The sequence below is a fragment of the Afipia massiliensis genome, from assembly GCF_014203115.1.
Taxonomy (GTDB): domain Bacteria; phylum Pseudomonadota; class Alphaproteobacteria; order Rhizobiales; family Xanthobacteraceae; genus Afipia; species Afipia massiliensis.
Genome location: NZ_JACHIJ010000003.1, coordinates 471,555 through 498,210, shown reverse-complemented (window position 1 = coordinate 498,210; position 26,656 = coordinate 471,555). Strand labels below are relative to the sequence as shown.

At 61.8% G+C, this 26,656-nt stretch carries 29 protein-coding genes; 15 read left to right on the top strand and 14 right to left on the bottom strand.

All coding sequences use genetic code 11. The features are described 5' to 3' along the window. Positions 1-69: 69 nt before the first annotated feature. A complete protein-coding gene (rpmE, locus tag HNQ36_RS11975) occupies positions 70-297 on the top strand; it encodes a 50S ribosomal protein L31 (protein ID WP_019199795.1) in 228 nt (75 codons plus the stop codon). 268 nt (positions 298-565) lie between these two features. Here rpmE and rcdA read toward each other — a convergent pair whose 3' ends face one another. Both rcdA and HNQ36_RS11965 read right to left on the bottom strand, forming a co-directional pair. Further along, on the bottom strand, positions 566-1,072 hold the full coding sequence (gene rcdA, locus HNQ36_RS11970) for a protease adaptor protein RcdA (protein WP_184085273.1): 507 nt from the start codon (positions 1,070-1,072) through the stop codon (positions 566-568). A 359-nt stretch (positions 1,073-1,431) separates the two neighbouring features. Continuing rightward, complete coding sequence (locus HNQ36_RS11965) at positions 1,432-1,623, bottom strand: DUF1192 domain-containing protein (protein WP_184085270.1); 192 nt, start codon at positions 1,621-1,623, stop codon at positions 1,432-1,434. A gap of 83 nt (positions 1,624-1,706) precedes the next feature. On the opposite strand from HNQ36_RS11965, the gene HNQ36_RS11960 reads away from it, so the two are divergent. Both HNQ36_RS11960 and HNQ36_RS11955 read left to right on the top strand, forming a co-directional pair. Continuing rightward, positions 1,707-2,705, top strand: coding sequence for an NAD(P)H-quinone oxidoreductase (locus HNQ36_RS11960; protein WP_184085267.1), 999 nt, complete (start codon positions 1,707-1,709; stop codon positions 2,703-2,705). Positions 2,706-2,854: 149 nt separating this feature from the next. Next, the gene (locus HNQ36_RS11955) at positions 2,855-5,824 is read left to right on the top strand and encodes an EAL domain-containing protein (RefSeq protein WP_184085953.1); all 2,970 of its coding nucleotides are present in this window, start codon (positions 2,855-2,857) and stop codon (positions 5,822-5,824) included. A gap of 129 nt (positions 5,825-5,953) precedes the next feature. Here HNQ36_RS11955 and HNQ36_RS11950 read toward each other — a convergent pair whose 3' ends face one another. Then, positions 5,954-6,595: a YqgE/AlgH family protein gene (locus HNQ36_RS11950; RefSeq protein WP_430641367.1), complete on the bottom strand. Its 642-nt coding sequence runs from the start codon at positions 6,593-6,595 to the stop codon at positions 5,954-5,956. 168 nt (positions 6,596-6,763) lie between these two features. Here HNQ36_RS11950 and HNQ36_RS11945 point away from each other — a divergent pair, with 168 nt between their 5' ends. Together HNQ36_RS11945 and HNQ36_RS11940 are read left to right on the top strand one after the other, a co-directional pair. Continuing rightward, entirely contained in the window at positions 6,764-7,621 is an 858-nt protein-coding gene (locus tag HNQ36_RS11945) for a protein-disulfide reductase DsbD domain-containing protein (RefSeq protein WP_184085264.1), read from the top strand. 131 nt (positions 7,622-7,752) lie between these two features. Continuing rightward, on the top strand, positions 7,753-8,238 hold the full coding sequence (locus HNQ36_RS11940) for a peroxiredoxin (RefSeq protein WP_184085261.1): 486 nt from the start codon (positions 7,753-7,755) through the stop codon (positions 8,236-8,238). Positions 8,239-8,398: 160 nt separating this feature from the next. On the opposite strand, the gene rnhA is transcribed toward HNQ36_RS11940, so the two are convergent. The 3 genes from rnhA to ispH all read right to left on the bottom strand — a co-directional run bounded on the left by rnhA (position 8,399) and on the right by ispH (position 11,062). Beyond that, complete coding sequence (gene rnhA / locus HNQ36_RS11935) at positions 8,399-8,863, bottom strand: ribonuclease HI (RefSeq protein WP_430641366.1); 465 nt, start codon at positions 8,861-8,863, stop codon at positions 8,399-8,401. Then, a complete protein-coding gene (locus HNQ36_RS11930) occupies positions 8,860-9,840 on the bottom strand; it encodes a homoserine kinase (protein WP_184085258.1) in 981 nt (326 codons plus the stop codon). Before HNQ36_RS11930 ends, rnhA begins: the two co-directional genes overlap by 4 nt. Positions 9,841-10,090: 250 nt before the next feature. Beyond that, positions 10,091-11,062 (bottom strand): 4-hydroxy-3-methylbut-2-enyl diphosphate reductase, encoded by a 972-nt coding sequence (gene ispH, locus HNQ36_RS11925; RefSeq protein ID WP_184085255.1) that lies wholly within the window; start codon positions 11,060-11,062, stop codon positions 10,091-10,093. A 197-nt stretch (positions 11,063-11,259) separates the two neighbouring features. On the opposite strand from ispH, the gene HNQ36_RS11920 reads away from it, so the two are divergent. From HNQ36_RS11920 to HNQ36_RS11900, 5 genes are all read left to right on the top strand, one after another. Continuing rightward, positions 11,260-11,961, top strand: coding sequence for a DUF1013 domain-containing protein (locus HNQ36_RS11920; RefSeq protein ID WP_184085253.1), 702 nt, complete (start codon positions 11,260-11,262; stop codon positions 11,959-11,961). Positions 11,962-12,017: 56 nt separating this feature from the next. Then, positions 12,018-12,263 carry a hypothetical protein gene (locus tag HNQ36_RS11915; RefSeq protein ID WP_184085250.1) on the top strand — a complete coding sequence of 82 codons (246 nt, stop codon included), beginning with the start codon at positions 12,018-12,020 and terminating at the stop codon, positions 12,261-12,263. Between the two features lie 596 nt (positions 12,264-12,859). Next, positions 12,860-13,222 (top strand): hypothetical protein, encoded by a 363-nt coding sequence (locus HNQ36_RS11910; protein WP_184085247.1) that lies wholly within the window; start codon positions 12,860-12,862, stop codon positions 13,220-13,222. A 356-nt stretch (positions 13,223-13,578) separates the two neighbouring features. Continuing rightward, complete coding sequence (locus HNQ36_RS11905) at positions 13,579-13,881, top strand: hypothetical protein (RefSeq protein ID WP_184085244.1); 303 nt, start codon at positions 13,579-13,581, stop codon at positions 13,879-13,881. A 35-nt stretch (positions 13,882-13,916) separates the two neighbouring features. Continuing rightward, the gene (locus HNQ36_RS11900) at positions 13,917-14,603 is read left to right on the top strand and encodes a cyclic nucleotide-binding domain-containing protein (protein WP_184085241.1); all 687 of its coding nucleotides are present in this window, start codon (positions 13,917-13,919) and stop codon (positions 14,601-14,603) included. A 30-nt stretch (positions 14,604-14,633) separates the two neighbouring features. Here the strand turns inward: HNQ36_RS11900 and HNQ36_RS11895 are convergent, their stop codons facing one another. From HNQ36_RS11895 to HNQ36_RS11870, 6 genes are all read right to left on the bottom strand, one after another. Next, on the bottom strand, positions 14,634-15,302 hold the full coding sequence (locus HNQ36_RS11895; protein ID WP_184085238.1) for a DsbA family protein: 669 nt from the start codon (positions 15,300-15,302) through the stop codon (positions 14,634-14,636). 34 nt (positions 15,303-15,336) lie between these two features. Beyond that, positions 15,337-15,549, bottom strand: a complete 213-nt coding sequence (locus tag HNQ36_RS11890; protein ID WP_046828580.1) for an alkylphosphonate utilization protein — start codon at positions 15,547-15,549, stop codon at positions 15,337-15,339. A gap of 206 nt (positions 15,550-15,755) precedes the next feature. Then, a complete protein-coding gene (locus HNQ36_RS11885) occupies positions 15,756-16,025 on the bottom strand; it encodes a hypothetical protein (RefSeq protein WP_046828579.1) in 270 nt (89 codons plus the stop codon). Positions 16,026-16,260: 235 nt separating this feature from the next. Continuing rightward, complete coding sequence (locus tag HNQ36_RS11880; protein WP_184085235.1) at positions 16,261-16,467, bottom strand: DUF6494 family protein; 207 nt, start codon at positions 16,465-16,467, stop codon at positions 16,261-16,263. Between the two features lie 100 nt (positions 16,468-16,567). Beyond that, complete coding sequence (locus HNQ36_RS11875; protein WP_184085232.1) at positions 16,568-18,478, bottom strand: propionyl-CoA synthetase; 1,911 nt, start codon at positions 18,476-18,478, stop codon at positions 16,568-16,570. Positions 18,479-18,648: 170 nt separating this feature from the next. Beyond that, positions 18,649-19,341, bottom strand: coding sequence for a DUF1850 domain-containing protein (locus HNQ36_RS11870; protein ID WP_184085229.1), 693 nt, complete (start codon positions 19,339-19,341; stop codon positions 18,649-18,651). 421 nt (positions 19,342-19,762) lie between these two features. Between HNQ36_RS11870 and HNQ36_RS11865 the strand changes: the two genes are divergently transcribed. The 3 genes from HNQ36_RS11865 (at position 19,763) to HNQ36_RS11855 (ending at position 23,099) form a co-directional block, all read left to right on the top strand. Beyond that, positions 19,763-20,785, top strand: a complete 1,023-nt coding sequence (locus HNQ36_RS11865) for a Bug family tripartite tricarboxylate transporter substrate binding protein (RefSeq protein ID WP_184085225.1) — start codon at positions 19,763-19,765, stop codon at positions 20,783-20,785. A gap of 81 nt (positions 20,786-20,866) precedes the next feature. After that, positions 20,867-21,301, top strand: a complete 435-nt coding sequence (locus tag HNQ36_RS11860; protein WP_184085222.1) for a hypothetical protein — start codon at positions 20,867-20,869, stop codon at positions 21,299-21,301. 97 nt (positions 21,302-21,398) lie between these two features. Further along, a complete protein-coding gene (locus tag HNQ36_RS11855; RefSeq protein ID WP_184085220.1) occupies positions 21,399-23,099 on the top strand; it encodes an MFS transporter in 1,701 nt (566 codons plus the stop codon). Between the two features lie 82 nt (positions 23,100-23,181). Here HNQ36_RS11855 and HNQ36_RS11850 read toward each other — a convergent pair whose 3' ends face one another. Continuing rightward, a complete protein-coding gene (locus HNQ36_RS11850) occupies positions 23,182-23,403 on the bottom strand; it encodes a hypothetical protein (protein WP_083992720.1) in 222 nt (73 codons plus the stop codon). A gap of 286 nt (positions 23,404-23,689) precedes the next feature. On the opposite strand from HNQ36_RS11850, the gene HNQ36_RS11845 reads away from it, so the two are divergent. After that, complete coding sequence (locus HNQ36_RS11845; RefSeq protein ID WP_184085218.1) at positions 23,690-24,478, top strand: thioesterase family protein; 789 nt, start codon at positions 23,690-23,692, stop codon at positions 24,476-24,478. Positions 24,479-24,504: 26 nt separating this feature from the next. Further along, positions 24,505-25,620, top strand: coding sequence for a hypothetical protein (locus tag HNQ36_RS11840; RefSeq protein ID WP_246395357.1), 1,116 nt, complete (start codon positions 24,505-24,507; stop codon positions 25,618-25,620). Positions 25,621-25,629: 9 nt separating this feature from the next. On the opposite strand, the gene HNQ36_RS11835 is transcribed toward HNQ36_RS11840, so the two are convergent. After that, positions 25,630-26,457, bottom strand: coding sequence for an MBL fold metallo-hydrolase (locus HNQ36_RS11835; protein ID WP_430641365.1), 828 nt, complete (start codon positions 26,455-26,457; stop codon positions 25,630-25,632). Positions 26,458-26,656 lie beyond the last annotated feature (199 nt).

Genomic DNA, 26,656 nt, shown 5'->3' with positions numbered 1-26,656 from the left:
CGATATAGAGCGGCCAAATTCGTCCCGAACATCCCCGATCTGTGGGCGCACGGCGCCAGAGGATTTGCCATGAAAGCCGAAATTCACCCGGATTATCATACAATTAAGGTCGTTATGACTGACGGGACCGAGTACCTGACCCGCTCGACCTATGGCAAGGAAGGCGACACCCTGAACCTGGATATCGACTCCAAGTCGCATCCGGCCTGGACCGGCGGTACCCAGCAGCTGCTCGACCGCGGCGGCCGCGTTTCGCGCTTCCAGAAGAAGTTTTCGGGCTTCCTCAAGAAGGACTGATCCTTCTCAGGGTTCGGATTGCGCACAAATACAAACGCCCCGGCATCTGCTGGGGCGTTTTTCGTTTTGGGAAGCGATGTGAGCGGCGTCTCAGGGTCGTCCCGGCCAACGGGTCCGGCTTCGCCGGTCCGATGACAGGCTCCGGCCGGGACCCATAGCCACCGAAGGCTCTGGTGATTGCAGGAAGAGCTGCATCGCCATCGCCACAAGATCGATGGCTTGGGGAGTATGGGTCCCCGCATTCGCAGGGACGACGCATTGCGTCTGCCTACCGCTCGAACGCAGCCTTCAGCATGTTCATCTGCGGCACCAGCGGATTGCCGATCGAAAGATGCTCGGAGGCCGACGTGTGGATCGTCATATCGAGCCGGCGCACCTTGGATTGCAGCGCCATCGAGCGCGACACGAGTTCCTGCAATCGCTCCGGCAACTTTGCGAGCATGTCATCCGGGCAGGGATCGGCCGCCGTCAGCTTGACCTTGGTCTTTTCGCGATTGGCCTGGTGCAGCGTCATCTCGCCTTCCTTGACCGCGCGATGCAGCAGCAGCCACGACGCCAGTTGCATCAGCCGCGTCGTCAACCGCATGCTTTCGGTCGCATAGCTCAGGCTGACAGAGCGCTCGAGCGCCTTGGCCTCGGTACGGCCCGGCCCGTCGAGATAGGCCGCGGTCTCCTCCACGAGATCCATGCCTTCCCGGAACAAGGTCCCGAAGGCGGGTGAATTGGTGATCCGTTCACTGAGAAGAACGAGATCGGCTGCGCCCTGGTCGGACATGGTTAACGCCTCACGCGGTTACGCTGATTTTTTTATGATGAACAAATGATTGCGCGCCCGCAGCCGGGAGTCCAGCCACTTGCGATAACAATGAGGAGATATGGTTTCCAACGGGATGCCGCACGCGGCAAAACGGGCCCGCAAAGATTAACGCAGCGGACAAAAAAGAGCCGCCGTTTCCGGCGGCTTTTGAAAGTTGATAACAGGGAGGCGTCAAACAGAGTGGACAGGAGCCACTCGGTGTCCAAACAAGGACAATCAAAGTCATAAACCCGAAAGCTTAATACGCCGTAAATGAACGATTCCCTTTACGGTTCCTTTGCAATTGCTCGGAACCTGCGTTTCCCGGTTTCCTGCGTTCACGATTTGAAGAACGCGTTCGCAGCATCGCGGCTGGCGCGCTTCTTTGCGGCGTCGGCTTTCAGCCGTTCGATCTCAGCCGCCAGTGCTGCAATGCGGTCTTCGATATCCTCGAACGACAGCAACGACAGGTCCTGCCCCAGTTCGTGAGTGATTTTCTTCCTCGGCTTGTCGTCGTCATCGCCGGCCATGCTTCCCTCCCGTCGCTCGCCCGATTATAGCTGCTGGCCCTGATGATATTTCATTTCCCGCCCCACCGCCGCAAGGACACCTCATGGACAAGCTGCCCGCACAAATGACCGCGATCGCGATTTCGAAGCCCGGCGGCCCTGAGGTGCTGGTGCCCGAACAGCGTCCGGTGCCCAAGCCCGGACCGAATGAAATCCTCATCAAGGTTGCCGCCGCCGGCGTGAACCGTCCCGACGTGTTGCAGCGCTTGGGACTCTATCCGGTGCCTCCCGGCGCGAGCGATCTTCCCGGTCTCGAAATCTCGGGCGAAGTGGTCGCGCTCGGCGACGGCGTCACCAAGCGCAAGATCGGCGACAAGGTGATGTCGCTGGTCGCAGGCGGTGGCTACGCCGAATACTGCATCACCCACGAAACTCACGCGATGTCGGTGCCGAAAGGGCTTTCGATGACGGAAGCCGGCGCGATCGCCGAAACGCTGATGACCGTCTGGCACAACGTGTTCGAGCGCGGCGGATTGAAACCGAATGAGACGCTGCTGATTCACGGCGGCTCGTCCGGCATCGGCACCATGGCCATTCAGATGGCGAAGGCACATGGCGCCAAGGTGTTCGTTACTGTCGGCGGGCAGGACAAGGTCGATGCGTGTCTCAAGCTCGGCGCGGATGCGGCGATCAACTACAAGACCGAGGACTTCGTCGAAAGGATCAAGGCCCTCACCGATGGCGCAGGCGTCAACGTCATCCTCGACATGGTCGGCGGCGATTACATCGATCGCAACTACGAGGCCGCCGCGGTCGAGGGCCGCATTGTACAGATCGCGTTCCTCGGCGGCTCGAAGGCGACGCCGAATTTCGCCAAGCTGATGATGAAGCGGCTACACCATACCGGCTCAACGCTGCGCCCGCGCTCGGTCGCCGACAAGGCGGCCATGGTCAGCGCAATTGAGGCCAAGGCCATGCCCTGGTTTGCCGATGGCCGCGTCAAACCCCTGATGGACAGCTCGTTCCCGCTGAAAGATGCCTCAAAAGCCCATGCGCGGATGGAAACCAGCCAACATATTGGCAAAATTGTGCTGACGCTTTAGAGCCGGGGAACCCATCGAAACCCTTTGATTTGCTTCATATTCGTGGCATTTATCGCGTTTCCACCAGTTGGCCGTTCGCGGCCAGCTGTGTCTAACGCGGAGAGCTGACTTTGCGCTCGATCAGAGGCTTCGCGCTGCAAGTGTTCCACATCCGAAGTTCGCTTCGTGTCGCAGCGCTTTCTTTTCTGCTGAGCTTGACGCTCTTCGCCGCCGCGCAGCCGGCGCATGCGCTCGACGCGATCAGCGTCCGCAGCGACGCGCCCGCGATCGATCTCACCGGCGTGCTCGAGTTCCAGCGCAGCGACACTGACCGTATCCAGGTTTCCACAGCGCCCGGCACCGACGGCATCGTCCGCCGCATCGAAGTGCGTGCGCGTGAAGGCGGCCAGAACTGGATCGTGTTCGCGCTGACCAACAACACCGACGACCAGCTCGACCGCCTGATCGTCGTACCGCATTACCGCATCGTGTCATCAGGATTGCTGTGGCCCGATCTCGGCCTGTCGCGCATCGCCTCGATCACGCCCTCGACCGGCGACCGCCCCGAGCGGCAGGACAACGCCACCGCCGACGTGTTCCGCATCACGCTCGACCCCGGCGCCGTGATCACCTTCGTCGCCGAGTTGCGCACCGACAAGATTCCGCAGCTCTATCTGTGGGAGCCGGAAGCCTACAAGGACAAGGTCAACTCGTTCACGCTCTACCAGGGCATTGTCATCGGCATCTCCGGATTGCTCGCGCTGGTGCTGACCATCCTGTTCGTGGTCAAGGGCAGCATCATGTTCCCGGCCGCGGCTGCGCTGGCATGGGCGGTTCTGGTCTACATCGGCGTCGACTTCGGATTCTGGGGCAAGGTGTTCGACATGTCGGCCGGCGCGGAGCGCGTGTGGCGCGCATCCGGCGAGGCCATGCTGGCGGCGACGCTGCTGGTGTTTCTGTTCGCCTATCTCAACCTGTCGCGATGGCATGTGCGTTACTCGCACATCACCATGGGCTGGCTGCTGTTCCTCGGCGCGCTGGTCGCGCTCGCTTTGTTCGATCCCGCCGTCGCATCCGGCATCGCGCGCATCTCGCTGGCGCTGATCGCGGTGTTTGGCTTCGCGCTGATCGTTTACCTGTCGACCCACGGATTCGATCGCGCCGTGCTGCTGATCCCGACATGGTTCCTGCTGGTCGTGTGGGTCATCGCAGCCGGCATGACCATCGCAGGCGGCGTCACCAACGACATCGTCGGACCGGCGCTGCTCGGCGGTCTTGTGCTGATCGTGATGCTGATCGGGTTCACGGTGATGCAGCACGCCTTCGCAGGCGGCGGCGCCACCAACGGCGTCGTCTCCGACGTCGAGCGCCGCGCTCTGGCGCTGACCGGCTCGGGCGATCTGATCTGGGACTGGGACGTCTCGGCGGACAAGGTGTTCACCAGTCCCGAAACCGAAGTTCTGCTCGGGCTGAAGCGCGGCACGCTCGAAGGGCCTGCCGCGAAATGGCTCGAGGTGTTGCACCCGCTCGATCAGGATCGCTTCCGTGCGGCGCTGGACAGCGTGCTCGATCAGCGCCGCGGACGTCTGGTTCAGGACTTCCGGCTACGGACGCCCGACGGTCATTTCATGTGGTTCGCGCTCAAGGCGCGCCCGGTGGTCGGCTCCGATGGCGAAGTGTCTCGCGTGGTCGGCACGCTGACCGACGTCACCGAAGCCAAGAATTCCGAAGAACGTCTGCTGCATGATTCGGTGCACGACAATCTCACCGGCCTGCCGAACCGTCAGTTGTTCATCGATCGCCTCGGCTCGGTCGCGATGTTCGCCAAGACCACGCCGAACCTGCGCCCCACCGTGATGGTGATCGATCTCGACCGCTTCAAGCAGGTCAACGATTCCGTCGGCATCGCGGTCGGCGACTCGATCCTGCTGACGCTGGCGCGCCGCCTCGCGCGTATCCTTAAGCCGCAGGATACGCTGGCGCGTCTGGCCGGCGACCAGTTCGGCCTGATCCTGACTTCGGAACACGAGCCCGCGCGGATCACAGCCTTCGCCGAAACCATCCGCAAGACCATCCGCGCGCCGATCGCCTTCGACGGGCGCGAGATTTTCCTGACCGCATCGATCGGCCTTGCCCTGAGCGATCCGCAGATCCCGCTGACCGAGGAGATCATCAAGGACGCCGAATTGGCGATGTATCACTCCAAGCGCATCGGCGGCGACCGCATCGACGTCTACAAGCCCGCGATGCGCGCGCGCAAGACCGACCGCCTCGCGCTGGAAGCCGAACTGCGCCGCGCCATCGAGCGCGAAGAAATCACGATTCTCTACCAGCCCATCGTGCGGCTGGAAGATCGCACCATCGCGGGCTTCGAGGCACTGGCGCGCTGGGATCACCCCAAGCTCGGCCGCATGTCGCCGTCGGAATTCATTTCGATCGCGGAAGAAATCGGCCTGATCGTCGAACTCGGCCTGTTCGTGATGGACACCACCGCCAAGCAGCTTGCGATCTGGCAACGCACCGTGCGGTCGCGCGAGCCGATTTTCGCCAGCGTCAATGTCTCTTCGCGGCAATTGCTGCGCCACGATCTCATCCACGATGTGCGCGGCGTGCTGTCGCGTTCCGCCGTGGCGCGCGGATCGCTTAAGCTCGAGTTGACCGAGTCGCTGGTGATGGAAAACCCCGAACACGCCTCCCAGATGCTGCACCGGATCAAGGAGCTTGGTGTCGGTCTTTCGCTGGACGACTTCGGCACCGGTCACTCGTCGCTTGCATACCTGCAGCGCTTCCCGTTCGATACCATCAAGATCGACCAGTCGTTCGTGCGCACCTCCAGCCGCGGCGCGCGGCCCGTGCTGCTGAAATCGATTGTCGCGCTAGCGCACGACCTCAACATGGAAGTGGTCGCCGAGGGCGCGGAGACGGACTCCGATGCGGTCGAGCTGTTCCAGCTCGGTTGCGAATATGCGCAGGGCTTCGCCTTCGGCGAGCCGATCGACGCCGACGCCACGGTCCGGCTGCTCACGGGCGAGAAGGTTCCGCAGCCGCGCAACCGCCGTCAAAGCATCCGCAATATCACGACGCCTGCGGCAACGGCGCCGACAGCTCCCGCTGCCATGCCCGGGCCTGGAACGGCTTAGGCTTCAGCAAACTTAGACCTTCTCCGCTCATTCCCGCGAACGCGGGAATCCAGCACTTCGAAAGCCTGGGTCCCCGCTTTCGCGGGGACGAGCGGAAATGAAGTCTGCGTCGATGCGTGCGGTTCGATTCTACGCGTGGCCGGCTTCGTTCGACAGCATCGCCAGATCGATGCCGATCTTCTCCAGCGCGCGCTGATACTTGTCCTCGGCATCCAATCCGAAAATCAGATCCGCATCGGCGGGGCAATGCAGCCAGCCATTGTGCTGGATCTCGTTCTCAAGCTGGCCCGGCGCCCAGCCGGCGTATCCCAGCGCCAGGATGGCGTGCTTGGGGCCTGATCCCGCGGCGATGGCCTTGAGAATGTCGAGCGTCGCGGTCAGGCAGATGCCGTCATCGATCGGCAGCGTCGCGTCCTTGATGAAGAAATCGCTCGAATGAAGCACGAAGCCGCGGCTGGTATCGACCGGTCCGCCTTTCAGGACTTTCATGTCCTCGGCGCTGCCGCGCAGCTTGATCTGATCGGCCTTGTTGATGATGTCGAGTTGCACCAGCAGTTGCGGGAAGTCGATGCTGCCGGCAGGACGGTTGACGATGATGCCCATCGCGCCTTCGGACGAATGGGCACACAGATAGATCACCGAGCGAGCGAAGCGCTCATCGTCCATCACGGGCATGGCAATCAGCAACTGACCGTCGAGATAACCAACGCCGGATGTCTCGCCTTCAGCCACGATCTGACCACCAGCAGGCTTTTCGGTCTTCTTGCGCATGGCCTTCATTCGCAAACGACTCTCACGCTGTTCTACCATCCTGATATCGGGTGTTTGTTCTGTCAATCAAGCGCCGGCGCGGCGCGGTGAGCGACGTTTGGTCGCGAAAAAGACCGGATCACAGGCAATTCAATGGTTCACGGGGATACCACCCTGTAAGGAAGTGTGATGACGCTTACGGTTCCCTTTCGCGCAGCTTCCAGCATCGCTCTGGCCGCACTCGCTTGCCTCGCTCCCCTGTGCGCGAGCGCGCAGGACGTCTCGCCGTGGATCAAGGACACGCACTCCTCGGTGCGGCTGATCGCCGGTTCGCGCAGCGGCGGCGTGCTGCTCGGCGGCATCGGTTTCCAGTTGCAGCCGGGCTGGAAAACCTACTGGCGCACGCCGGGAGATTCCGGCGTGCCGCCGCGGATCGATTTCTCGAAATCCGACAATGTCGAATCCGTCAAAATCCTCTGGCCGGTGCCGATGCAGTTCCCCGATGGCGCAGGCGGCATCTCGTTCGGCTACCAGAACCAGGTGCTGCTGCCGTTACGGATCATTGCAAAGAGTCCTGACAAGCCGGTGACGCTGCGCGCCGAGATCAACTACGCAGTGTGCGAAAAGCTCTGCATTCCGGTCGAAGCGCAGGCGGAGCTTGCCTTTGTCAGCGTCGCCAGCACCGAGGACAGCGCCATCGCCGCGGCTCTCGAAACCGTGCCGAAGCCGGCCAAGGTCGGCGACACAGGCCCGCTCGCCATTCGCGATGTCCGGCGCGAGGGCAAGCTGGTGCTGGTCGATGTCGCCGTGCAGGACGACAAGACCGCGAACGGCAAGGGCAAGGACGTCCGGCTCTTTGCCGAAGGCCCGACACCGGATTGGGCGCTGCCCGTCCCCAAGCTTGTCAAGCGTGAGGCCGCCGGCGTTCAGCGCTTCGAATTCGAACTCGACGGACTTCCCTCGGGCGCAAGCGCCGAGCGCGCCACGCTGAAACTGACGCTCGCCGGACCGGGCGGTGCCTACGAGGTCAACGCCACCCTGCCATAGCAAACGGCCTGAGATCGCACCGCAGCATGCGGCTGACGGCCGGCGAATTACGCATCTTCCATTCGCAGAACGTGTTCCCACCCTTGTGGAAACCGCGCTATGACACTGCATCGATCCCACGGAGAATACCGATGACCATCAAAGTTGGCGACAAGCTGCCCGAGTCCAAGTTTCGCGTCATGACCGCGGAAGGCCCGCAGGTCAAAACCACCGATGATATTTTCAAGGGCAAGAAGGTCGCGCTGTTCGCCGTGCCCGGCGCCTACACCGGCACCTGCCACAAGATGCACATGCCGAGCATTTTCCTGAACGCCTATGCCCTCAAGGGCAAGGGCGTCGACAGCATCGCCGTCGTGTCGGTCAACGATGCGTTCGTCATGAATGCCTGGAAGCGCGACACCGACCAGCGCGACGAAGCGGTCTTCCTCGCCGATGGCAATGCCGACTTCGCCAAGGCGATCGGCATGGAACTCGACGCGTCCGGCAACGGCCTCGGTATCCGCTCCAAGCGTTATTCGATGCTGGTGGAAGACGGCGTGGTGAAGATCTTCAACCTCGAGCCGAATCCCGGCAAGGTCGAAGTTTCGGGCGGCGACACGCTGCTGTCGCAGCTTTAAGAGCTGAACCACACGAGATGTCGTCCCCGCGAAAGCGGGGACCCGTACTTCCCTGAGCAAGCTGTTAGCGTCCTGGCTTCAATAACCTTCGGTGGTTATGGATCCCCGCTTTCGCGGGGACGACGCAGAGAAAGCAACGGCGTCGCCTGAGCAGGAGGCCTTATCGATTCTCCGCCAGCCCGTCGCGCGCCAACTGATCGGCTCGCTCGTTCTCCACATGCCCGGCGTGACCCTTGATCCAGTGCCAGCGCACAGCGTGCGGCTTCAGCGCTGCATCGAGCCGCTGCCACAAGTCAGCGTTCTTCACCGGCTTCTTGTCGGCGGTGCGCCAGCCGTTGCGCTTCCAGTTGTGTATCCAGCTTGTGATACCCTGACGGACGTACTGGCTGTCGGTGGTCAGATCGACCGACGCCGGCTTCTTCAAAGCTTCCAGCGCCGAAATCGCCGCCATCAACTCCATGCGGTTGTTGGTCGACGGATTTTCACCGCCCTTCAGTTCCTTCTCGACATCGCCGAAACGAAGGATCGCGCCCCACCCGCCCGGCCCCGGATTTCCGGAGCACGCGCCGTCGGTGAAGATCGTCACATGCGGCAGGTCTTTATGCGAAGGCTTTGCGTCGCTCACGCCACGAACCCGGATTGTTCGACGCCGTAGTCGCTCATACTCTTCACGCCCTGATGGAAGCGCAGCTTGCGGACATATTCGAGCGGGTCCTTCGGCTTGACCATCGCGCCGGGCGGCACGTTGAGCCAGTCCACCAGCCGCGTCAGCAGGAAGCGCATCGAGGCCCCGCGCGCCAGCAGCGGCAGCGCGTCCTGCTCGGCCGCGGACAGCCTGCGCTCGCGCGTATAGGCATTGAGGAAAGCGCGCGCCTTGGTGACATTGAAGGAATGATCGATCTCGAAACACCAGGCGTTGAGACAGATCGCGACGTCGTAGGCGAGCATGTCGTTGCAGGCGAAATAGAAGTCGATCAGCCCCGACAGCTTGTCGCCCAGAAACAACACATTGTCCGGAAACAGATCGGCATGGATCACGCCTTTCGGCAGATCGCCTGGCCAATGCTGTTCGAGATGATCGAGTTCGGCATCGAGTAGCGCGCGCAACCCATGCTGCACATCGTTCGCACGGGACGAAGCCTGATCGAACAACGGGCGCCAGCCTTTCACCGACAGCGCGTTGGCGCGCGACATTTTAAAATCCGCGCCGGCCAGATGCATCTTTGCGAGCGCCTGACCGACAGCGGCACAGTGAGTCACGTTCGGCCTGCGCGGCCACACACCTTCGAGAAAATCGATGATCGCTGCGGGCCGCCCCGCGAGCGTGCCCAGCGCTTCGCCGCTCCTTGTAACGACCGGCTGCGGACACGTGATCCCGTGCGTCGCCAGATGCGCCATCAATCCAAGAAAGAACGGTAGATCGTTTACCGCGACGCGCTTCTCGTACAGCGTCAGGAAGAAATAACCCTTGGTCGTATGCAGAAGATAGTTGGAATTCTCCACGCCTTCGGCGATGCCCTTGTAGGACAACAGATCGCCGATCCCGTAAGGGGCGAGAAATTCAGTCAGTTCTTCGGCGGTGACGTCGGTGTAAACCGCCATCTGGCGTCTCGATTCCGCTAGTGGTCCGATTCTAACATTCGCATCCTACCTCAGCAGGCATCCTTGCGAATGTTAGAATCAAAGGACCACTAGCAATTGTTAAGTTTTGAGTGGAGTTTGGATTTGACATTCGCTTCGCGCATTCGCAGCGAACTGGATAGCGAATGTCAAATCCACTCCACTCGGGTCAGGATTTGGAATTACTAGACGAATTCGCGACGAAGCGACAGGGCTTCAGGTCCGACGCGGCTTACTCCGCTGCGTCGTGCCGCAGCGGGCGCGGCAGCGGGAAGAATTCGTTTTCCTGCGCGGCGGATACGGTTTCGACGCTCAGCTTGTAGTGAGCAGCGAACGCATCCATGATTTCCTCGACGATGACTTCCGGCGCGGAAGCCCCCGCCGTGATGCCGAGTGTCTTGATGCCTTCGAATTTCGACCAGTCGAGTTCGGACGCACGCTGCACCAGCACGGAGACCTTGCAGCCCTCACGCTCGGCGACCTCGCGCAGGCGCTGCGAATTCGACGAGTTCGGCGAACCAACGACGATCATGGCTTCGACCTGCGGCGCAACCTTCTTCACCGCAAGCTGGCGATTGGTGGTGGCGTAGCAGATGTCTTCCTTGTGCGGTCCGTCGATGTCCGGGAAACGCTCCTTCAGCACCGCGACGATTTCCGCGGTGTCGTCGATCGACAGGGTGGTCTGCGTCACGAACGCCAGCTTCGACGCATCCTTCGGCTCGAAGGTCCGCGCCGCGTCCATGGTCTCGATCAGGACGACTGCGCCCTTCGGCAACTGGCCCAGGGTGCCGACCACTTCCGGATGACCGGCGTGGCCGATCAGGATGATTTCGCGCCCGCGCTTGAAATGGATCGCCGCTTCGCGGTGGACCTTGGTGACCAGCGGGCAGGTCGCGTCCAGCGTGAAGAAATTGCGCTTGACGGCCTCGTTGGGGATCGCCTTCGGCACGCCATGGGCGGAAAACACCACCGGAGCGTCGGTCTCGGGAATTTCGTTCAGTTCCGCGACGAAAATGGCCCCTTTTTCGCGCAGGCTCTCCACCACATAGCGGTTATGCACGATTTCGTGACGGACATAGACCGGCGCGCCGTAGAGCTTCAGGGCGCGTTCCACGGTGTCGATGGCCCTCACGACGCCGGCACAGAACCCCCGGGGGGAACAAAGCACGACTGAAAGCAGGGGTTTTTGAGCGTCAGGGGTCATTTTTGAGCCGGAATCAAGCATTTTGGGAGCTATGGATGGGACTTGGGGCCGCGGTCCCCGTTCTGTCAAGGGCGATCAAAACCATTGAACGGTCTGCCCTCCGCAGACTATATAGGGACGAATTCCCGTCATCACCGATGACCAGACGGCTTTACCCCCCAAAAAATCTGGCGGGCGAAGCGTAAAGGAGATTTGCCATGAGCAACGCACCGCTGATGCCGAAGGCGACTGCCGTATGGCTGGTTGATAACACCGCGCTGACCTTCGACCAGGTCGCCGAGTTCACCAAGATGCACCCGCTGGAAATCCGCGCCATTGCCGACGGCGACGCGGCGCAGGGCATCAAGGGCATGGACCCGATCTCGACCGGCCAGCTCTCCCGCGAAGAAATCGAAAAGGGCGAAGCCGATCCGGACTATCGCCTGAAACTCGGCGAATCCAAGGTGATCCTGCCGCCCGCAGCAAAGAAGAAGGGCCCGCGCTATACCCCGGTGTCGCGCCGCCACGAGCGGCCGAGCGCGATCCTCTGGCTGGTGCGCAGCCATCCCGAACTAAAAGACAGCCAGATCATGCGCCTCGTCGGCACCACCAAGACGACGATCGCAAGCGTGCGCGACCGCACCCACTGGAACGCCTCGACCCTGACGCCGATGGACCCGGTGACGCTCGGCCTGTGCTCGCAGATCGAACTCGATTTCGAAGTGCAGCGCGCGGCCAAGGAAAAGCCTGCAGCCACCCAATACGGCGGCGCGACCCTGCTGCCGGCCTCGGAAACCACCCGCAAGGAAGCCGAGCACGAAATCGCCACGACCACCGAGAAGCAGCGCGACGACATGAATGTCGATGCCGTGTTCGCCAAGCTGAAGACCATCGGCGGCAAGAAGGCCGAAGACGAATAAGCTTTCGCCCCAAACGGGGTATGACGTAACCGCCCAACGAGTGGTACAGGAGTGTGATGCGCTACCGCGTCACGCTCCTTTTTGTTGCGGCGACCCTGACCGGCCTTGCGGCTGCGACTGTCCCGGCGCGCACGCAAAAAATCGTGGACCCCAAGACGGTCGCGCCCGAATTTCGCGAGGCCGCCGAGAAGCGCCAGGCCGAACAGATCAAGCTCAACGAATGCAACAACGCCGCGAAGGTTGCAAAGATTCAGAAGCGCGACATGGCGCAGTATGTGGCGGCGTGTTTCGACAAGCCGTAGCCGGCTCTTTCAAATTCCCCGCGAATAACTTCGTCGTCCCCGCGAAAGCGGGGACCCATAACTTCTCGTGGAGCATAGATCGCCGTCGTCCTGACGTGCGAGCACTTGCGAGCCTCGAAGGATGGCTGCGATGACATGGAGCCGCACACCCTTCGAAGCTCGCCGCAAGCGCGGCTCGCACTTCAGGATGACGCGACATCGTTACATTTCGCAAAGATCAATGGGTCCCCGCTTTCGCGGGGACGACACTGAATTTGCATCAGGCAGTATTCCCAACATGCCAACACGCTCTCGCGGCGCGAACGAACGCGTCCGAGGTGTGATGATCTCCGCGCCGATGCGCGAAGGCGATGGAGCCTCGGGAGGCGCCGGGGTGTTGGCGAGACACCCGTAAGGCGAACCTTGCGATCGGTCCGCCTGCGCAGCCCGCAGACAAGTTTACGCAGTCTGCGCAAACAAGCAGCGAGGGCCGCGCGCGCCAAATGACTTTGGCGCTGCGCCTCCCGGCGCTCCACCGTCGTCACTTCGCTTTCCCGTTCGGGTGCTGATCAATCACCCCAACAAGATCATATGATTATATTCCTAGACCCATCTTCATGTCAACCGCATCTGGCCCTGATGCTCTGACGCCGCATTTCGTGCGGCTGAGCAATATTGGACAGCGGCATGAAGCCAAAGGCGGCAAGATGGTTCATCACCGCACGTTCCTGGCGTTTAGCGGTGACCGAGAGTGTTGCGCTCCCGCCTCCACCGAAGGAGAATCGGTCATGCACCGGCGGGTACCCTTGCCGAATTCGACCGACGACTACTGCATTGCGTCTCTTTTTCTGTGCCCCAACTGCGAAAAGCCAACGGCGATGAGCATCAAATCCATTCGCCCCGCGGTGTTCCGGGGGCATGACGTGATCGTCTACAAGTGCAGCAGTTGCGGTACCGAAAAGGCTGAACTTTTGAAGTAGCGGATCAAAGAACTCGCGCGACACCGCTGCAACAAAGATTACGTGGTGTGGTCAAAACAGCACAGCGCGCGCCGCCGGGAGCGGCATAATGGCTCATCACCGCACGGTTTTTTGGCTATCATCGGTGACTGAGAGTGTTGTGCTCCCGCCTAATGTGTACTGGGAGCGTGAGTTATGTCCCTCTCTAACCAGGACCCCATCAACCGAGACCGCACCAACCGAGACCCTATCGCCAAAAAGTGGAAGGCCATTGCGGACATCGCAAGAGACGAGGCGGGAAAACTTCCCCCCGGGAAAGACCGGGATGCGTTGCTCAAGAAGGCCCGTCAACTGGACACCGCTTCACATATCAACGAATGGCTTTCATCGCCGGGACTCAGGGCGCCGACGGGAAAATAGCAAGCAACAGACCATTTGCTGCACCGCATGATACCCGAGATTTTCTTGCGGGTGCATCTCGTGTTGCCCGCTTGCCCCGCAACGGAAAGATCAACAGATTGCCGGGCAACGGCAAGCCATTCACCGCCGTTGATTCCGTTTTGGCGGATGCTAAAATCCTGCGCACAGGCTGCGCTGCTCCGATGAACCATTCTGCTCGCCTCGCATCACGGCAGAACCGGAGCGAAATCGGGACGGCTTATGGTGCATTTTTGACATAGCCATCCTCACGGCGCGATGTGTTTGAGGACGACACGTGAGCAAACCTGCCAAGAAATCCTTCAAAGCATTCGACCCCACGAGTTTCCTCGCCAATCTGGGGCCCGGTAAAACCAGTCTCAATTTCCGCACCGGCCAGACTGTCTACGCCCAGGGCGACCTGGCGGAGTCGGTCTTTTATATCCAGGAAGGCAAGGTCAAGCTGATCGTCGTTTCCAAGGAAGGCAAGGAAGCCGTCGTTGCCATTCTGGAAGCGGGACAATTTTTCGGCGAGGGGTGCCTCAACGGACAGAGGCTACGCATTGCGACCACCAAGACAATGGAGGATTCCCACATCGTCGCCATCACAAAGACGGCGATGATCGCGGCTATCGCGAGCGAGCCAAAGTTTTCAGAGTTGTTCATGGGCTACCTGCTGACCCGCAACAACCGGATCGAGGAAGACCTGATCGATCAGCTTTTCAACTCGAGCGAACGGCGGCTCGCGCGCCTGCTGTTGCTGCTGGCAAATTTCGGCAACGAAGGCCGCCCGCAGCCTATCGACACCAACATCAGCCAGGAAATCCTGGCCGACATGATCGGCACGACGCGCTCACGCGTGAGTTTCTTCATGAACAAATTCCGCAAGCTCGGCTTCATCAGCTACAACGGGAAGATTGAAGTCCACCATTCGCTGCTGCATGCGGTGCTGCATGAAAAGCCGCACTTGAAAGCCGAAGAGTGAACTCCACGCCGTTGACGCTACACCGCCAGCCTACTTCCCCTTCGCCCCGTTCTTCGCCGCCTTGCGCGCGTCCGCAATCGCCAGCTTGAACTGCTCCGCGGTCAGGCCGCCGGGGACACGGAAGGTGCCGACCACGAACGCGGGCGTGCCGCGAAAGCCGAACTCTTCCGCCTGCGCGTTGTTGCGCTTAAGCAGACCGTCGATCGCGGGCTTGTTGGCCGCAAGATCGGCCTTGGCCTTGGCAAGGTCGACACCGGCCTTGGTCAAAGCTTCATCGATGACACCTTCGGTCAGGCGGCCGACCTTGGCCATCAGCGCACGGTGGGCGGCCTCATATTTGTTTTGATATTTCGCGGCCAGCACCAGCCGCGCAGCATATCCCGACGGTTCGCCGAGGATCGGCCAGTCCTTGAATATCAGCCTGATCTTCTTGTCCTCGTTCACCACCTGATCGAGCACCGGCGAGATCTTCTTGCAGTACGGACACTGGTAATCGAAATACTCGATAATGGTGATGTCGCCCTGCGGATTGCCCAGCACCGGATTCTCCGGGTCGCGCAGCACCGCGTCCTTGCTCAGCACATCGGAGGCAGCGCCCTGCTCCTGCGCCGGCGCGGTTTGCGCGGACTCGAAAGCCAGCAGCATCACCGCAAGCGCCATGACAGCGAGACTAAGAGCATATCGTGCGACAAGTTTCATCAGGATCAGCTTTCAAAGTTCAAAGCGCGGGACGTTACGCCTTCTTGAGAAATTCCGTGCGCAACACGAGGCCCTTGATCTTGTCGGTACGGCCCTCGATCTCGTCTTCATTGTCGGTGAGGTGAATGTTCTTCACCACCGTGCCGCGCTTGAGACCGCTGGATGAGCCCTTCACCTTCAGATCCTTGATGACCGTGACCGTGTCACCCTCTTTCAGTTCGGTGCCGTTGCTGTCCCTGACCGCCATGATGTGTCCCTTGATAGGCGCGGCATCAGTGCGGCGCTAGTGTCCGGTATCCGACGTTCGCTTGCCTCCGCAGCGCCTTCCGAGCGAACGTCGGATACGAAAGGACACTAGCAAACCATAACTCTAGTGATCCTTTGGTTCTGACATTCGTAAAAGTGCCTGCGAAAAATACAATACGAATGTCAGAACCGGATCACTAGTCAGCCTTATCGCGGATTGTTGAGCATGTCTTCCGCGAGATTGCGGTGAGCGCGCTCGATCCGCGAACCGCCTCCGGACGCCCGGCTGCTCTGGACATCGCGGTCTTTCCGGCAAGCCGCATAGGCCGACGATCCCGGCTCGCCGCTGTTGGCGCGGCAATACGCATCGTCATCCACGGTTGCCTGTGGCGACGTGTTTCGTTCAAATTGTGCGCAGGCCGAGAGCAGCAGGGCCACGGTGGCGAAAGCCATCATCATACGGAATTTTGTCTGCATCAGGCGACCACGAACAGGTTTTCAGGTTTCGTCATGGCCGGGCATAGTCGTTCGAAGAACGGCGTCGCTTCCGCTCGCCTATGTCCCGGCCATCCACGTCTTTGACCGCCACAACCGGCAAAAGCAAGGCGTGGATCACCGGGTCAAGCCCGGTGATGACGATTGTGATTGCCTCACGCTCTGAGGTCCACCTCACAACAATCGTCCAAAATTCCGAAGAAATTGCGTCCTGAGCCTATCCAAGCTCGAGGTCACCGTCGACAGTGAACGTGAGATCGACGCCGCCGACCGTGAGCACCATCCTCGCAGGCAGCTTTTCGCTTCCTTTCAGACGGCCGGAAGCGACCGCATCGCGGACCGCCTTTTCGATCTCGCGCTGCGAGGTGACGCCGACCTGCTTGAGAAACTTGCGCACGCTGGTGTTGAAGACATCCTCGTTCATGGTGACCTCCTCCTGGTGTGGTTCATCTCGCGAAAGCGGGGACCCAAGCTAGATTCCCGCTTTCGCGGGAATGAGCGGAGAGAGCAAGTGAACCTGATTGCTAGGTCCGGCCACTGAGCGCCGTCCTGATTTCGTCCAGCACGGCTGGGTCTTCGATGGTCGCAGGCATGGTCCAGGCGTCACCGTCGACGATCTTCTTGATCGTCCCGCGCAGGATCTTGCCCGACCGCGTCTTCGGCAGCCGCGCCACGGTGATCGCAAGCTTGAACGCCGCCACCGGGCCGATCTTCTCGCGCACCAGTGCGACGATCTCCTTCTCGATCTCCGCCACCGGGCGCGTCACGCCGGCCTTCAGCACGAGCAGGCCGCACGGCACTTCGCCCTTCACGGCGTCTTTGATTCCGAGCACGGCGCATTCGGCGACATCCGGATGCGACGCCAGCACCTCCTCCATCCCGCCGGTGGAAAGCCGATGCCCCGCGACATTGATGATGTCGTCGGTGCGGCCCATCACGAAGATGTAGCCGTCCTCGTCCTTGTATCCGGCATCGGAGGTTTTGTAGTAGCCGGGGAATTCGTTGAAATAGGCTTCCTTGCAGCGCTCGTCCTGCTGCCACAGCGTCGGCAGGTTGCCGGGCGGCAGCGGCAGCTTGATGACGATCGAGCCCATGGTGTTCGGTGGCAGCGGCTTCGCCGCTTCATCGACAACATCGACCTGATAGCCCGGCATCGGCACCGTCGGCGAGCCGTGTTTCACCGGCAACGCGCCGAGGCCGACAGGATTGCCGGCGATGCACCAGCCGGTTTCCGTCTGCCACCAGTGATCGATCACCGGCACCTTCAACTGCTGCTCGGCCCAGTCCACCGTCGGCGGATCGGCACGCTCGCCGGCGAGAAACAGCGTGCGGAATTTCGACAGATCGTATTTGCGGATGAACTCGCCGTTCGGATCTTCCTTCTTGATAGCGCGGAACGCGGTCGGCGCCGTGAAGAACGCGACGGCGTTGTGCTGCGAGATCACCCGCCAGAACGCGCCGGCGTCCGGCGTGCCGATCGGCTTGCCCTCGTACATGATCGAGGTCGCGCCATGAAACAGCGGGCCGTAGATGATGTAGCTGTGGCCGACCACCCAGCCGATGTCGGAGCCGCACCACCACACCTCGCCGGGCTTGACGCCGTAGAGATTGAACATCGACCATTTCAGCGCGACCAGATGTCCGCCGTTGTCGCGCACCACGCCCTTCGGCTTTCCGGTCGTGCCGGACGTATAGAGAATGTAGAGCGGATCGGTCGCCAGCACCGGCACGCAAGGAGCGGTTTTCTTCGCCTTGACGGCGGCATCGCGCAGCTCGTTCCAGTCGTGATCGCGGCCCTTGACCAGATCGCAGGTCTCTTGGGGACGTTGCAGGATGATGCAGGCCTGCGGCTTCACGCTGGACAGATTGATCGCCTCATCAAGCAGCGGCTTGTACTTGACGATGCGGCCGGGCTCCAGGCCGCAGCTTGCGGACATAATGAGTTTAGGTTCGGCGTCCTCGATGCGCGTTGCTAGTTCTTTCGCCGCGAACCCACCAAACACCACGGAGTGAATCGCGCCGATCCGCGCGCAGGCCAGCATTGCCACCATCGCCTGCGGCACCATCGGCATATAGAGGATGACGCGATCGCCCTTCACCACGCCGAAATCCTGCATCACGGCGGCGAGCGTCTGCACCTCATGCAACAGTTCAGCGTAGGTGAACTTGGTAACGGTATTTGCAAGCGGAGAATCATGAATCAGCGCGGTCTGGTTGGCCCGCCCGCCCGCGACGTGACGGTCCAGCGCATTGTAGCAAGTGTTCACCACCGCGCCCGCAAACCAGCGGCCATAGAGGCCTTGCGATGGATCAAAAACCTTCTTCGCCGGCTCGATCCAGTCGATCTCGCGCGCCGCTTCAGCCCAAAATCCTTCCGGATCGCGCAGCGAACGCGCATGGGCTTCGGCGTAACGGCTATTGGAAATGGTGGTCATGGCATTGTCCCAGCGAATCTTCAGTTGTTTGTCATGGCGGACCATAGCAGTCGCAGACTGCGTAAACTCGTCTGCTGTCCCGGCCATCGTCGTCTTCCGTCAACGGTAGAAGACGTGGATGCCCGGAACAAGTCCGGGCATGACGAACTTTGATCGTTCGTTCGCCGCACCTATTTGGCGGCGTCTTTTCCCTTCAGCGGCATCTGTGCACCGGCGCGTTCGATCTCGCTGAAAAGGCTCTTGCGATTGGCGCGCGCGACCTCATAGTCCGGCTTCAGCTTGAGCGCGGCGTCGAAATCCGCCAGCGCCCGGCGGCGATCGCCCTTGGCGCGCCAGGCCATGCCGCGGCCGTTCAGCGCCTCCACCAATGCCGGCTCGACCTTCAACGCCGCATCGTAATCGGCGATGGCGCGGTCGAATTCGCCCTTGACGTTGAAATCGTCGCCGCGCGCCAGCAGCGTTTTCGCGTCCACCGCCTTCGCGGTCTGGTCCGGCTTGCACACGCTCATCATCGCGACGCTCACGCCGACAGGCCGTCCGAGAATCGCAGACAGTTCCTGGCACGTGCCATCGATACAAAGCCGCCGCTCGCCTGCGAGCCCGGATTTTCCCAGCGCGACCTCCGGCGACATCGGCAATTGCGGCTTCCAGCGAAACCAGCCGTCAACCAGCCGCGCGTCGGGCGGCGGCTCCATGCCCGCGCCTGCCCCGTTGACGCGCACCTCGACGATTTCGAGCCCCTGCGGCGTGACGCGCCAGTCCTCCTGCCATTCGATCTTCTCGACCGAATGGGTCCATGTCAGCATGAACGACGCCATCGCCAGCGATTTGACGACGCCCGCGGTGGCGAGACACAGGCTCACATCATCACCTCAGAAGTCCTTCAAGCAGCCACCGAAAGGGGCCGGTTCTTGCGCCATCGCCAGATCGAGACGTCATGGAAGCCGCGTTTGGCCGCATCAGGTCGATGTTCTGCAACATCAGCGTGCATTCGCGTTTCTTTCTAGAATTCTGCGGGAAATTGGACGGACGAGGCAGTGCGGTCAACCAGCGACACGCGAAAGAACGAGCGATGAAACCGTTCGGTGGATGCTCTGCTGCGCTGCAATATGGAACTGCAAGACCAGCATTCAGAGGCCCAGTTGCCATCAGGGTTGCAGCCCATTTGTCATGATCGCTCACATGGTCAAGGTCACCGGCTTGCTCTAGAACGCTGATAGCGTCGACACATACGGCGCAACGAACAAGGCCCGCACAGGCGGGCGGGATGGAGACTTTGAAGATATGATCAAGCGACCGACTTCCGTACAATCTCATTCAGCATCGCGTATCACCCGCCGCTCCGTTCTCGCAGGCGGTGCCGCAGCACTCGCCGCGACGCCCTTTCTGAGCAGCACGTCAAAGGCTGCCGCGTGGCCGGAACGCCCGGTGAAATTCGTCGTGCCTTTCGCCGCCGGCGGCACCACCGATATTCTCGGACGGCTTGTGGCGCAGAAGCTGTCGGAGGAGTACGGCCAGCAGTTCATCATCGAGAACAAGACCGGCGCGGGCGGCAACATCGCCGCCGACTTCGTCGCAAAGTCCGAACCCGACGGATACACCTTCATCGTGGGCACGCCCGGCACTCATTCGATCAACAAGTTTGTTCAGAAGAACATGCCTTACGATCAGCTCAAGGACATTCAGCCGGTCACCATCATCGCGCGTGTCCCGAACCTGATGTCGGTCAATCCCGAAGTCCCGGCGAAATCGGTCGCCGAATTCATCGCGCTGGCGAAATCGAAACCCGGCCAGCTGTTCTACGGCACGCCGGGGCTCGGCAGCACCGCGCATCTGTCGACCGAGCTGTTCAAGTCGATGACCGGCATCGACATCGTGCACGTTCCCTACAAGGGCAGTGCGCCGGCGCTCACCGATCTCGTGGCAGGCCGCGTGCATGTCATGATCGACAACCTGCCGGCGGTGCTTCCGTTCGCCGAGGCCAACAACGTGCGCCCGCTGGCGATCAGCACCGCCGAGCGCTGGCCGTTGCTGCCGAACATTCCCGCCATCGGCGAAACCGTGAAGGGCTATGACGCCTCCTCATGGTTCACCGTCGCGGCGCCGGCCAAGGTGTCGAAGGACATCGTGATGAAGCTCAACGCGAGCATCATCAAGTACATCAAGTCGCCCGAGGGGATCGAACGCATCCGCAAGCTCGGCGGCGAGCCGATCGGCAACACGCCCGAGGAAATGCAGGCATTTGTCATCTCTGAAATGGAAAAGTGGGGCAAGGTCGCGCAGTTCGCGAAGATCGAACCTCAGTAACACCCGGTTCCGGGCGCCGCGGCGGGCATTGTCCGCTGCGGCATCCGGAACATTCTTGCCGGCCATGCTATTGTCGGGGTGATGGCTCCACCGATTCCAGCGGACGATGTCAGGCGATCCCGGCTCATCTGGCCGGTTCTGAGCAGCGTTGTTCTTGTCGCGCTGATCGCGGCGGCGGCGATCCTGATGTCCTATAAAATCGAATCGCCGCCCGACCATGCGCGCGTCATCGCCGACGAGCAGCGGCTGACCTATGCAAGCACACCGTGCGTGCTGTTCAACAAGCTGGACCGCGAAGTGATCGCCAACCGCACCGAGATCAGCGATCCGTCGAAACCGCTTCAGCTCTTTTCCTACGCCAGCGAGAAAACCATCGCCGACGTCAAGGCCGACAAGAAATGGTCGCGCGACACGGCGTGCGACTACGTTACCGGCTTCGACCAGATCGTCACGGTGTGGATGCGCCTGATCGGTTACCGCTCCCGCTGGGCCGACGACGGACAATGGCGCTGGTAGCAAATCTCTTTCCAACACGCTCCGATTGGAACACATTCGTGTTTCATATCGCGATTCAGCCAGCCCGTTTTCAGATGATGCCAATCAAAGGACCCCTGTGAGCACGACGACCGACAAACCCGCCAAGCGATCGCTGCTGTCGGCCGACGGGATCACCGCGCCGCTGCGGCATGCGGTGTTCCGGCGAATCTGGCTGGCAAGTCTGCTCACCAATCTCGGCCTGATGATCAATGGTGTGGGTGCGGCTTGGGCGATGACCCAGATGACGTCGTCGGCCAGCATGGTGGCGCTGGTCCAGACCGCCCTGATGCTGCCGATCATGCTGTTGTCGCTGGCCGCGGGCGCCATCGCGGATATGTACGACCGGCGCGTCGTCGGCCTGATCGCGCTGTTGCTCGGGCTCGTCGGCGGCGTGACGCTGGCCGTCCTCGCCTATTTCAACGCCATCACGCCCAACAGCCTGCTGCTGTTCTGTTTCATGATCGGCAGCGGCATGGCGCTGTTCGGCCCGGCATGGCAGGCCTCGGTCAGCGAGCAGGTGCCCGCCGAGACGCTGCCCTCGGCGGTCGCGCTCAACGGCATCAGCTACAACATCGCGCGCAGCTTCGGCCCGGCGCTGGGCGGCATCATCGTGGCGGCGGCGGGCGCGGTGGCCGCGTTCGTCTGCAACGTGCTGCTGTATATTCCGCTGATCGTCGTGCTTTATCTTTGGCAGCGGACGCTGGAGCCCTCGCGGCTGCCGCCGGAGCGATTGCGCCGCGCTGTCGTGTCCGGCGTGCGCTACATCGTCCACTCCCCGCCGATCCGCATCGTGTTGTACCGAACATTGGTGACCGGCATCGCCGGCGGCTCTGTGCTGGCGTTGTTGCCGCTGGTGGCGCGCGACATCCTGCACGGCGGCGCCCAGACCTACGGCATCATGCTCGGCTGCTTCGGCATGGGCGGCGTGCTCGGCGCACTTAATATCTCCAGCATTCGCGCTCACCTGAGCGGCGAATATGCCGTCCGGCTGTGCGCGCTGACCATGGGTCTGGCGATTGCCGTGCTTGCGCTCAGCCGCTGGCCGGCGCTGACCGGCGCGGCGCTGGTCGTGGCCGGCGCGTCGTGGATGATCGCGGTGACGCTGTTCAACATCGGCGTGCAGCTCTCGACGCCACGCTGGGTCGCGGGACGCGCGCTGGCGGCGTATCAGGCCGCGATTGCCGGCGGCGTCGCGATCGGAAGCTGGCTGTGGGGATATGTCGCCAACGGCGTCGGCATCGGCAACGCGCTGCTGATCGCCGGCGCGGTCATGTTCGTTTCGCCGGTGCTGGCGATCTGGCTGCGTATGCCGTCAACCGAAGGCGCCAACAACGACGCGGTCGATGCGCTTGAAGAGCCCGAGGTGAACCTTTCCATCTCGCAGCGAAGCGGGCCGATCGTTGTCGAAATCGAATACCGTGTGAGCCAGCAGAAAGCCCGCGCGTTCTACACGACGATGCTGCAGCTCCAGGCCATCCGTCAGCGCAATGGCGCCTATGACTGGTCGATCGCACGCGACATCGCCGACCCCGAACTGTGGATCGAGCGCTATCACTGCCCGACCTGGCTGGACTATCTGCGCCAGCGCAACCGCTCGACCCAGTCCGAGCGCGAGGTGCAGCTCAAGGCCATCGGGTTTCATCTGGGGCCGGAACCGATCAAGGTTCACCGCATGCTGGAGCGGCCGCTGGGATCGGTGCGCTGGAAGGACGAGACGCCGGACCGCACCAAGACGAGCGACGTGCCCATCGAGACGCCGGCCAGCAGCGGCGTGTGAGGGCGCGAGAAGCGGCTCAGCCGTTGCAACCCGGTTGTTCGGAAAACGTCAGTCGTTCGAGAGCGTCAGTCGTTCGAGAGCGTCAGTCGTTCGACGAAGACGACTGGCTTTCGTGCCAGCGGTTCGCGCGCTCGAACATGCGCCAGTGGATCGCCTCGGTTTCCGCGAACTTCTCCGGGCTCAACCACGGCTTCAGCGCCTTGAGTGTCTTTTCCCATTCGGCGCGGTCCGGCTTCGGAACATCGCCGAACAACTTCGACAACTCACTCGAAACGATACCTTTCGGCGAAACAATTTTGTTCATGATCGTCGCCCCGCACGCGAACGCCACAGTCACGCAAGCTTCACATTTGAAACGATCTCGTAGCGTGAAGCGAGAATGATTCGAAAGTGCCGATCAAACGCCTGTTGATAACTCGATTCGGTCAGCTTTACTGACGGATTGAGTCCGCGGTGAGTCAAAGCAAAGTTTGCGCACGGTCCGCAGTGTGATGCGCCCGCGAGTCTGGCATCATGGGAGCCATGACTAGGACGCCAGTGACTTGCGCGGGTATACCTCGTCAGCAAATTTCGGGAACGGGTCCAATACGATGATCGATTTCACTGCACTGATGGCAAGCATGAGCGCCGACGGCGAGACCAGCTCCGTCACGGCGACGGAAGATTGGCTTCAGGGCCGCACCATCTACGGTGGTCTCTCGGCCGCCTTCTGCCTCGAAAGCGTGGCGCAGCACTACGGCGACCTTCCACCATTGCGCTCTGCACAATTCAGCTTCGTCGGACCGGCCGCCGGCACGGTCATGATCCGCCCGACCGTGCTGCGCAGAGGCAAATCCACGGTGTTCGTCGGCGTCGACCTGTTTGGCGAAGCCGGTCTGGCGACACGGGCCACGCTTTGCTACGGCACCGCCCGCGCCTCCGCTGTCGGATACGGCAGTCTGTCCGCGCCGGCGGTGCCGGAACCCGAGACCTGTCCGCCGTTCTTCCGCAAAATTCCCGGACTGAACTTCATCCAGCATTTCGAAGGCCGATTCGCCGGCGGCAATCCGCCTTTCAGCCAGGGTCAGCATCCGAATTTTTCGATCTGGCTGCGCCATCAGGATCCCGCCAAACCGGCATCGACCGCCGCACTGGTGGCGCTCACCGATGCGCCGCCACCCGCGGCGCTGGTGCTGTTCGAGCGGCCGGGGCCGATCAGCACCATGACCTGGGCGGTCGACCTCCTGACCGACCGGCTGGAAACCAACGAGGGCTGGTGGCTCCTGCAGACCAAGGCCGAGAACGTCGTGGGCGGCTATTCCAGTCAGGCGACGACCCTGTGGAATGCCGATAGACAGCCGGTGCTGGTCAGCCGGCAAAACGTGGCGGTGTTCATGTGAGATGTCTGCGCTGGACGATGTCGTGCATGGCGGCCGCTGCAATCGCGGCAACGCTGTCGTCCGCTGTCCTCGCCCAGACGCCGCAGCAGATCGCGGACTATCGCCGCAAACTTGCCGAATACACCGCCGTCCGCCAGCCGTTCGATGAGGCCGCCTCAAGCTACTGGACCGCGATCGGCGACAAGCGGCGCGCGCGCAACGCCAAGCGCCGCAACGGCGAGACTATCGTCGCCGAGGACTATGTCCTGACCCAGCCGCCGGTCTATACCGGCCCGCCGAAGCCGGTCGATCCTTCGCCGCCGGAGAAGCCGACAAAGCCCCGCGCGCCGTTGCCGGTGGTGGCGGATTTCCTCAGCCAGGCGCAGGAGCATTTTCACTTCACGCCGCGCAAGCCCGCGACCGAGATCGACTACAAGCGCGCCTATGCGCGCGTTGCATCGAGCTACGGGCTGACCAGGGATCAGGCGGTGCGGATCTACAGCTTCGAATCCGGCGGCAACGGCAAGTACGACGTGCAGGCCGGGCTGGAAGGCAACCGGCCCGGCGCTCGCGCGATCTCCACCGCGCTCGGCTACAACCAGCTCCTGACCACCAACACCATCGGTCTTCTCACCGAACATGGCGGCCTCATCCTCAAGGCGCTGCACGAGAAGGCCCATCAGGCCAGCGGCGCGCAGAAGGCCGAGCTGCAACGCAAGGCCGCCGTCGTCCAGCAGATGGTTACGTTCTGCAAGACCGTGCCCAATCAATGGAGCGCGCATGAAAAGCTCGGCGTCACGCCGCGCGGCATCGCGGTTCACGCGCTGAATCTCGATATCGATGTCGGGCCGCTGCTGCAGACGCTGAAGCTGACGGACTCGGTGAACTTCGCCAAACGCAAGGGCTACAATGCACTGCTCACCGCCGCCGAGCTTGAGATGATGAACCTGACCGGCGACGGCAACGGGTTCGACATGGTGTCGATGCCGCAGGCGATGCGCGCCATAGTCCCGACATCGAACTTCTTCCAGCGCAACGGCTATGAGCGCAATCCGGTGGCGATCCGCAACAACACCGTCGCGAAGCTGCTGGCGGCGACAGATGCCCGGATGGACAACCAGATCAATCTTCAGGGCGCGAAGGAGCTGGCTGCGGCGTTCTGAATATCGCGTCTAAACCCCATCCAAAACAATGACAGTCGGCTTCTTCGGCAGCGTGTCGCGGGAGACCGTGAAAGATCGTTCGGGACGAATGTCCATCTCGAACTGTCCGTTCATGCGCGCGAGAAAGTCGCTCAGCGGCGTTGCAAACCGGTGCATCGGCAGTACAATGGAGGAGCGCAGCCGCCGCGTGATCTCCGACATGCCGTCGAGCGACAGCGTGAACGTGCCGTCGATCGGCACCATGACGATATCGAGGCGGCCGATCGCGGCGTAATGCGTCTCATCCAGCGGATGATGCAGGTGGCCAAGATGGCCGATGCAAAGACCCGCGACTTCAAAAATGAAGATCGAATTGCCGTCCTTCTGCAGAGCTTCGGAGTCGAAACGGTATGCGCGGATGTCGGTGGTGACGTTGCGGATCAGCACATCGCCGATCATCCTTGCGTGCCGTGCCGGCTGACCGCCCTCGCCCCAGCCGTGCAACACGTGGGCGATGCGCGGATCGGGATTGAGCGTGTAGTGCGTGGAATGAGCCCGGTTCATGGTTACGACGCTGGGCGACTTGCCGGCGGTGTAGGCGCCGCTGAAGTCGGTGGCGATGGTGACGTTGCGGGGCGTCTCGAGAATGTAGGTCGAGTGGCCGGCATAGGTGATCGTCACCTCGCTCTTTTCCGCCGCCGCCCTTGAAAAGCTGGCGAACATGACGCGCGGGATCGATTGCGCGATCGCGAGACACTCGCTCGGCGGCGGCTTGTCCTGCGCCGCGCCGAAACCGGCCGACAGCATGACGCCGGCAAGCGCCGTACCCAGCTGGATGACAAGGCGCAATCGATGCATCGAAAGCTCCCGCAAAATGACACGGCGGCGTATCCGCTGACCGCCGGCTCCGCACCGATTGTCTCAGGGCATGGCCGTGGCGGCAATGACCAACGCGCCGGCGCCTGAGGCGGGGGCGCGTCATTCCGGACAAGGTCAGAAAACGCGTATATTATTGAAATTTCAGGAAAATTCTTGAGTACGAGAATCGCCGCTCCAC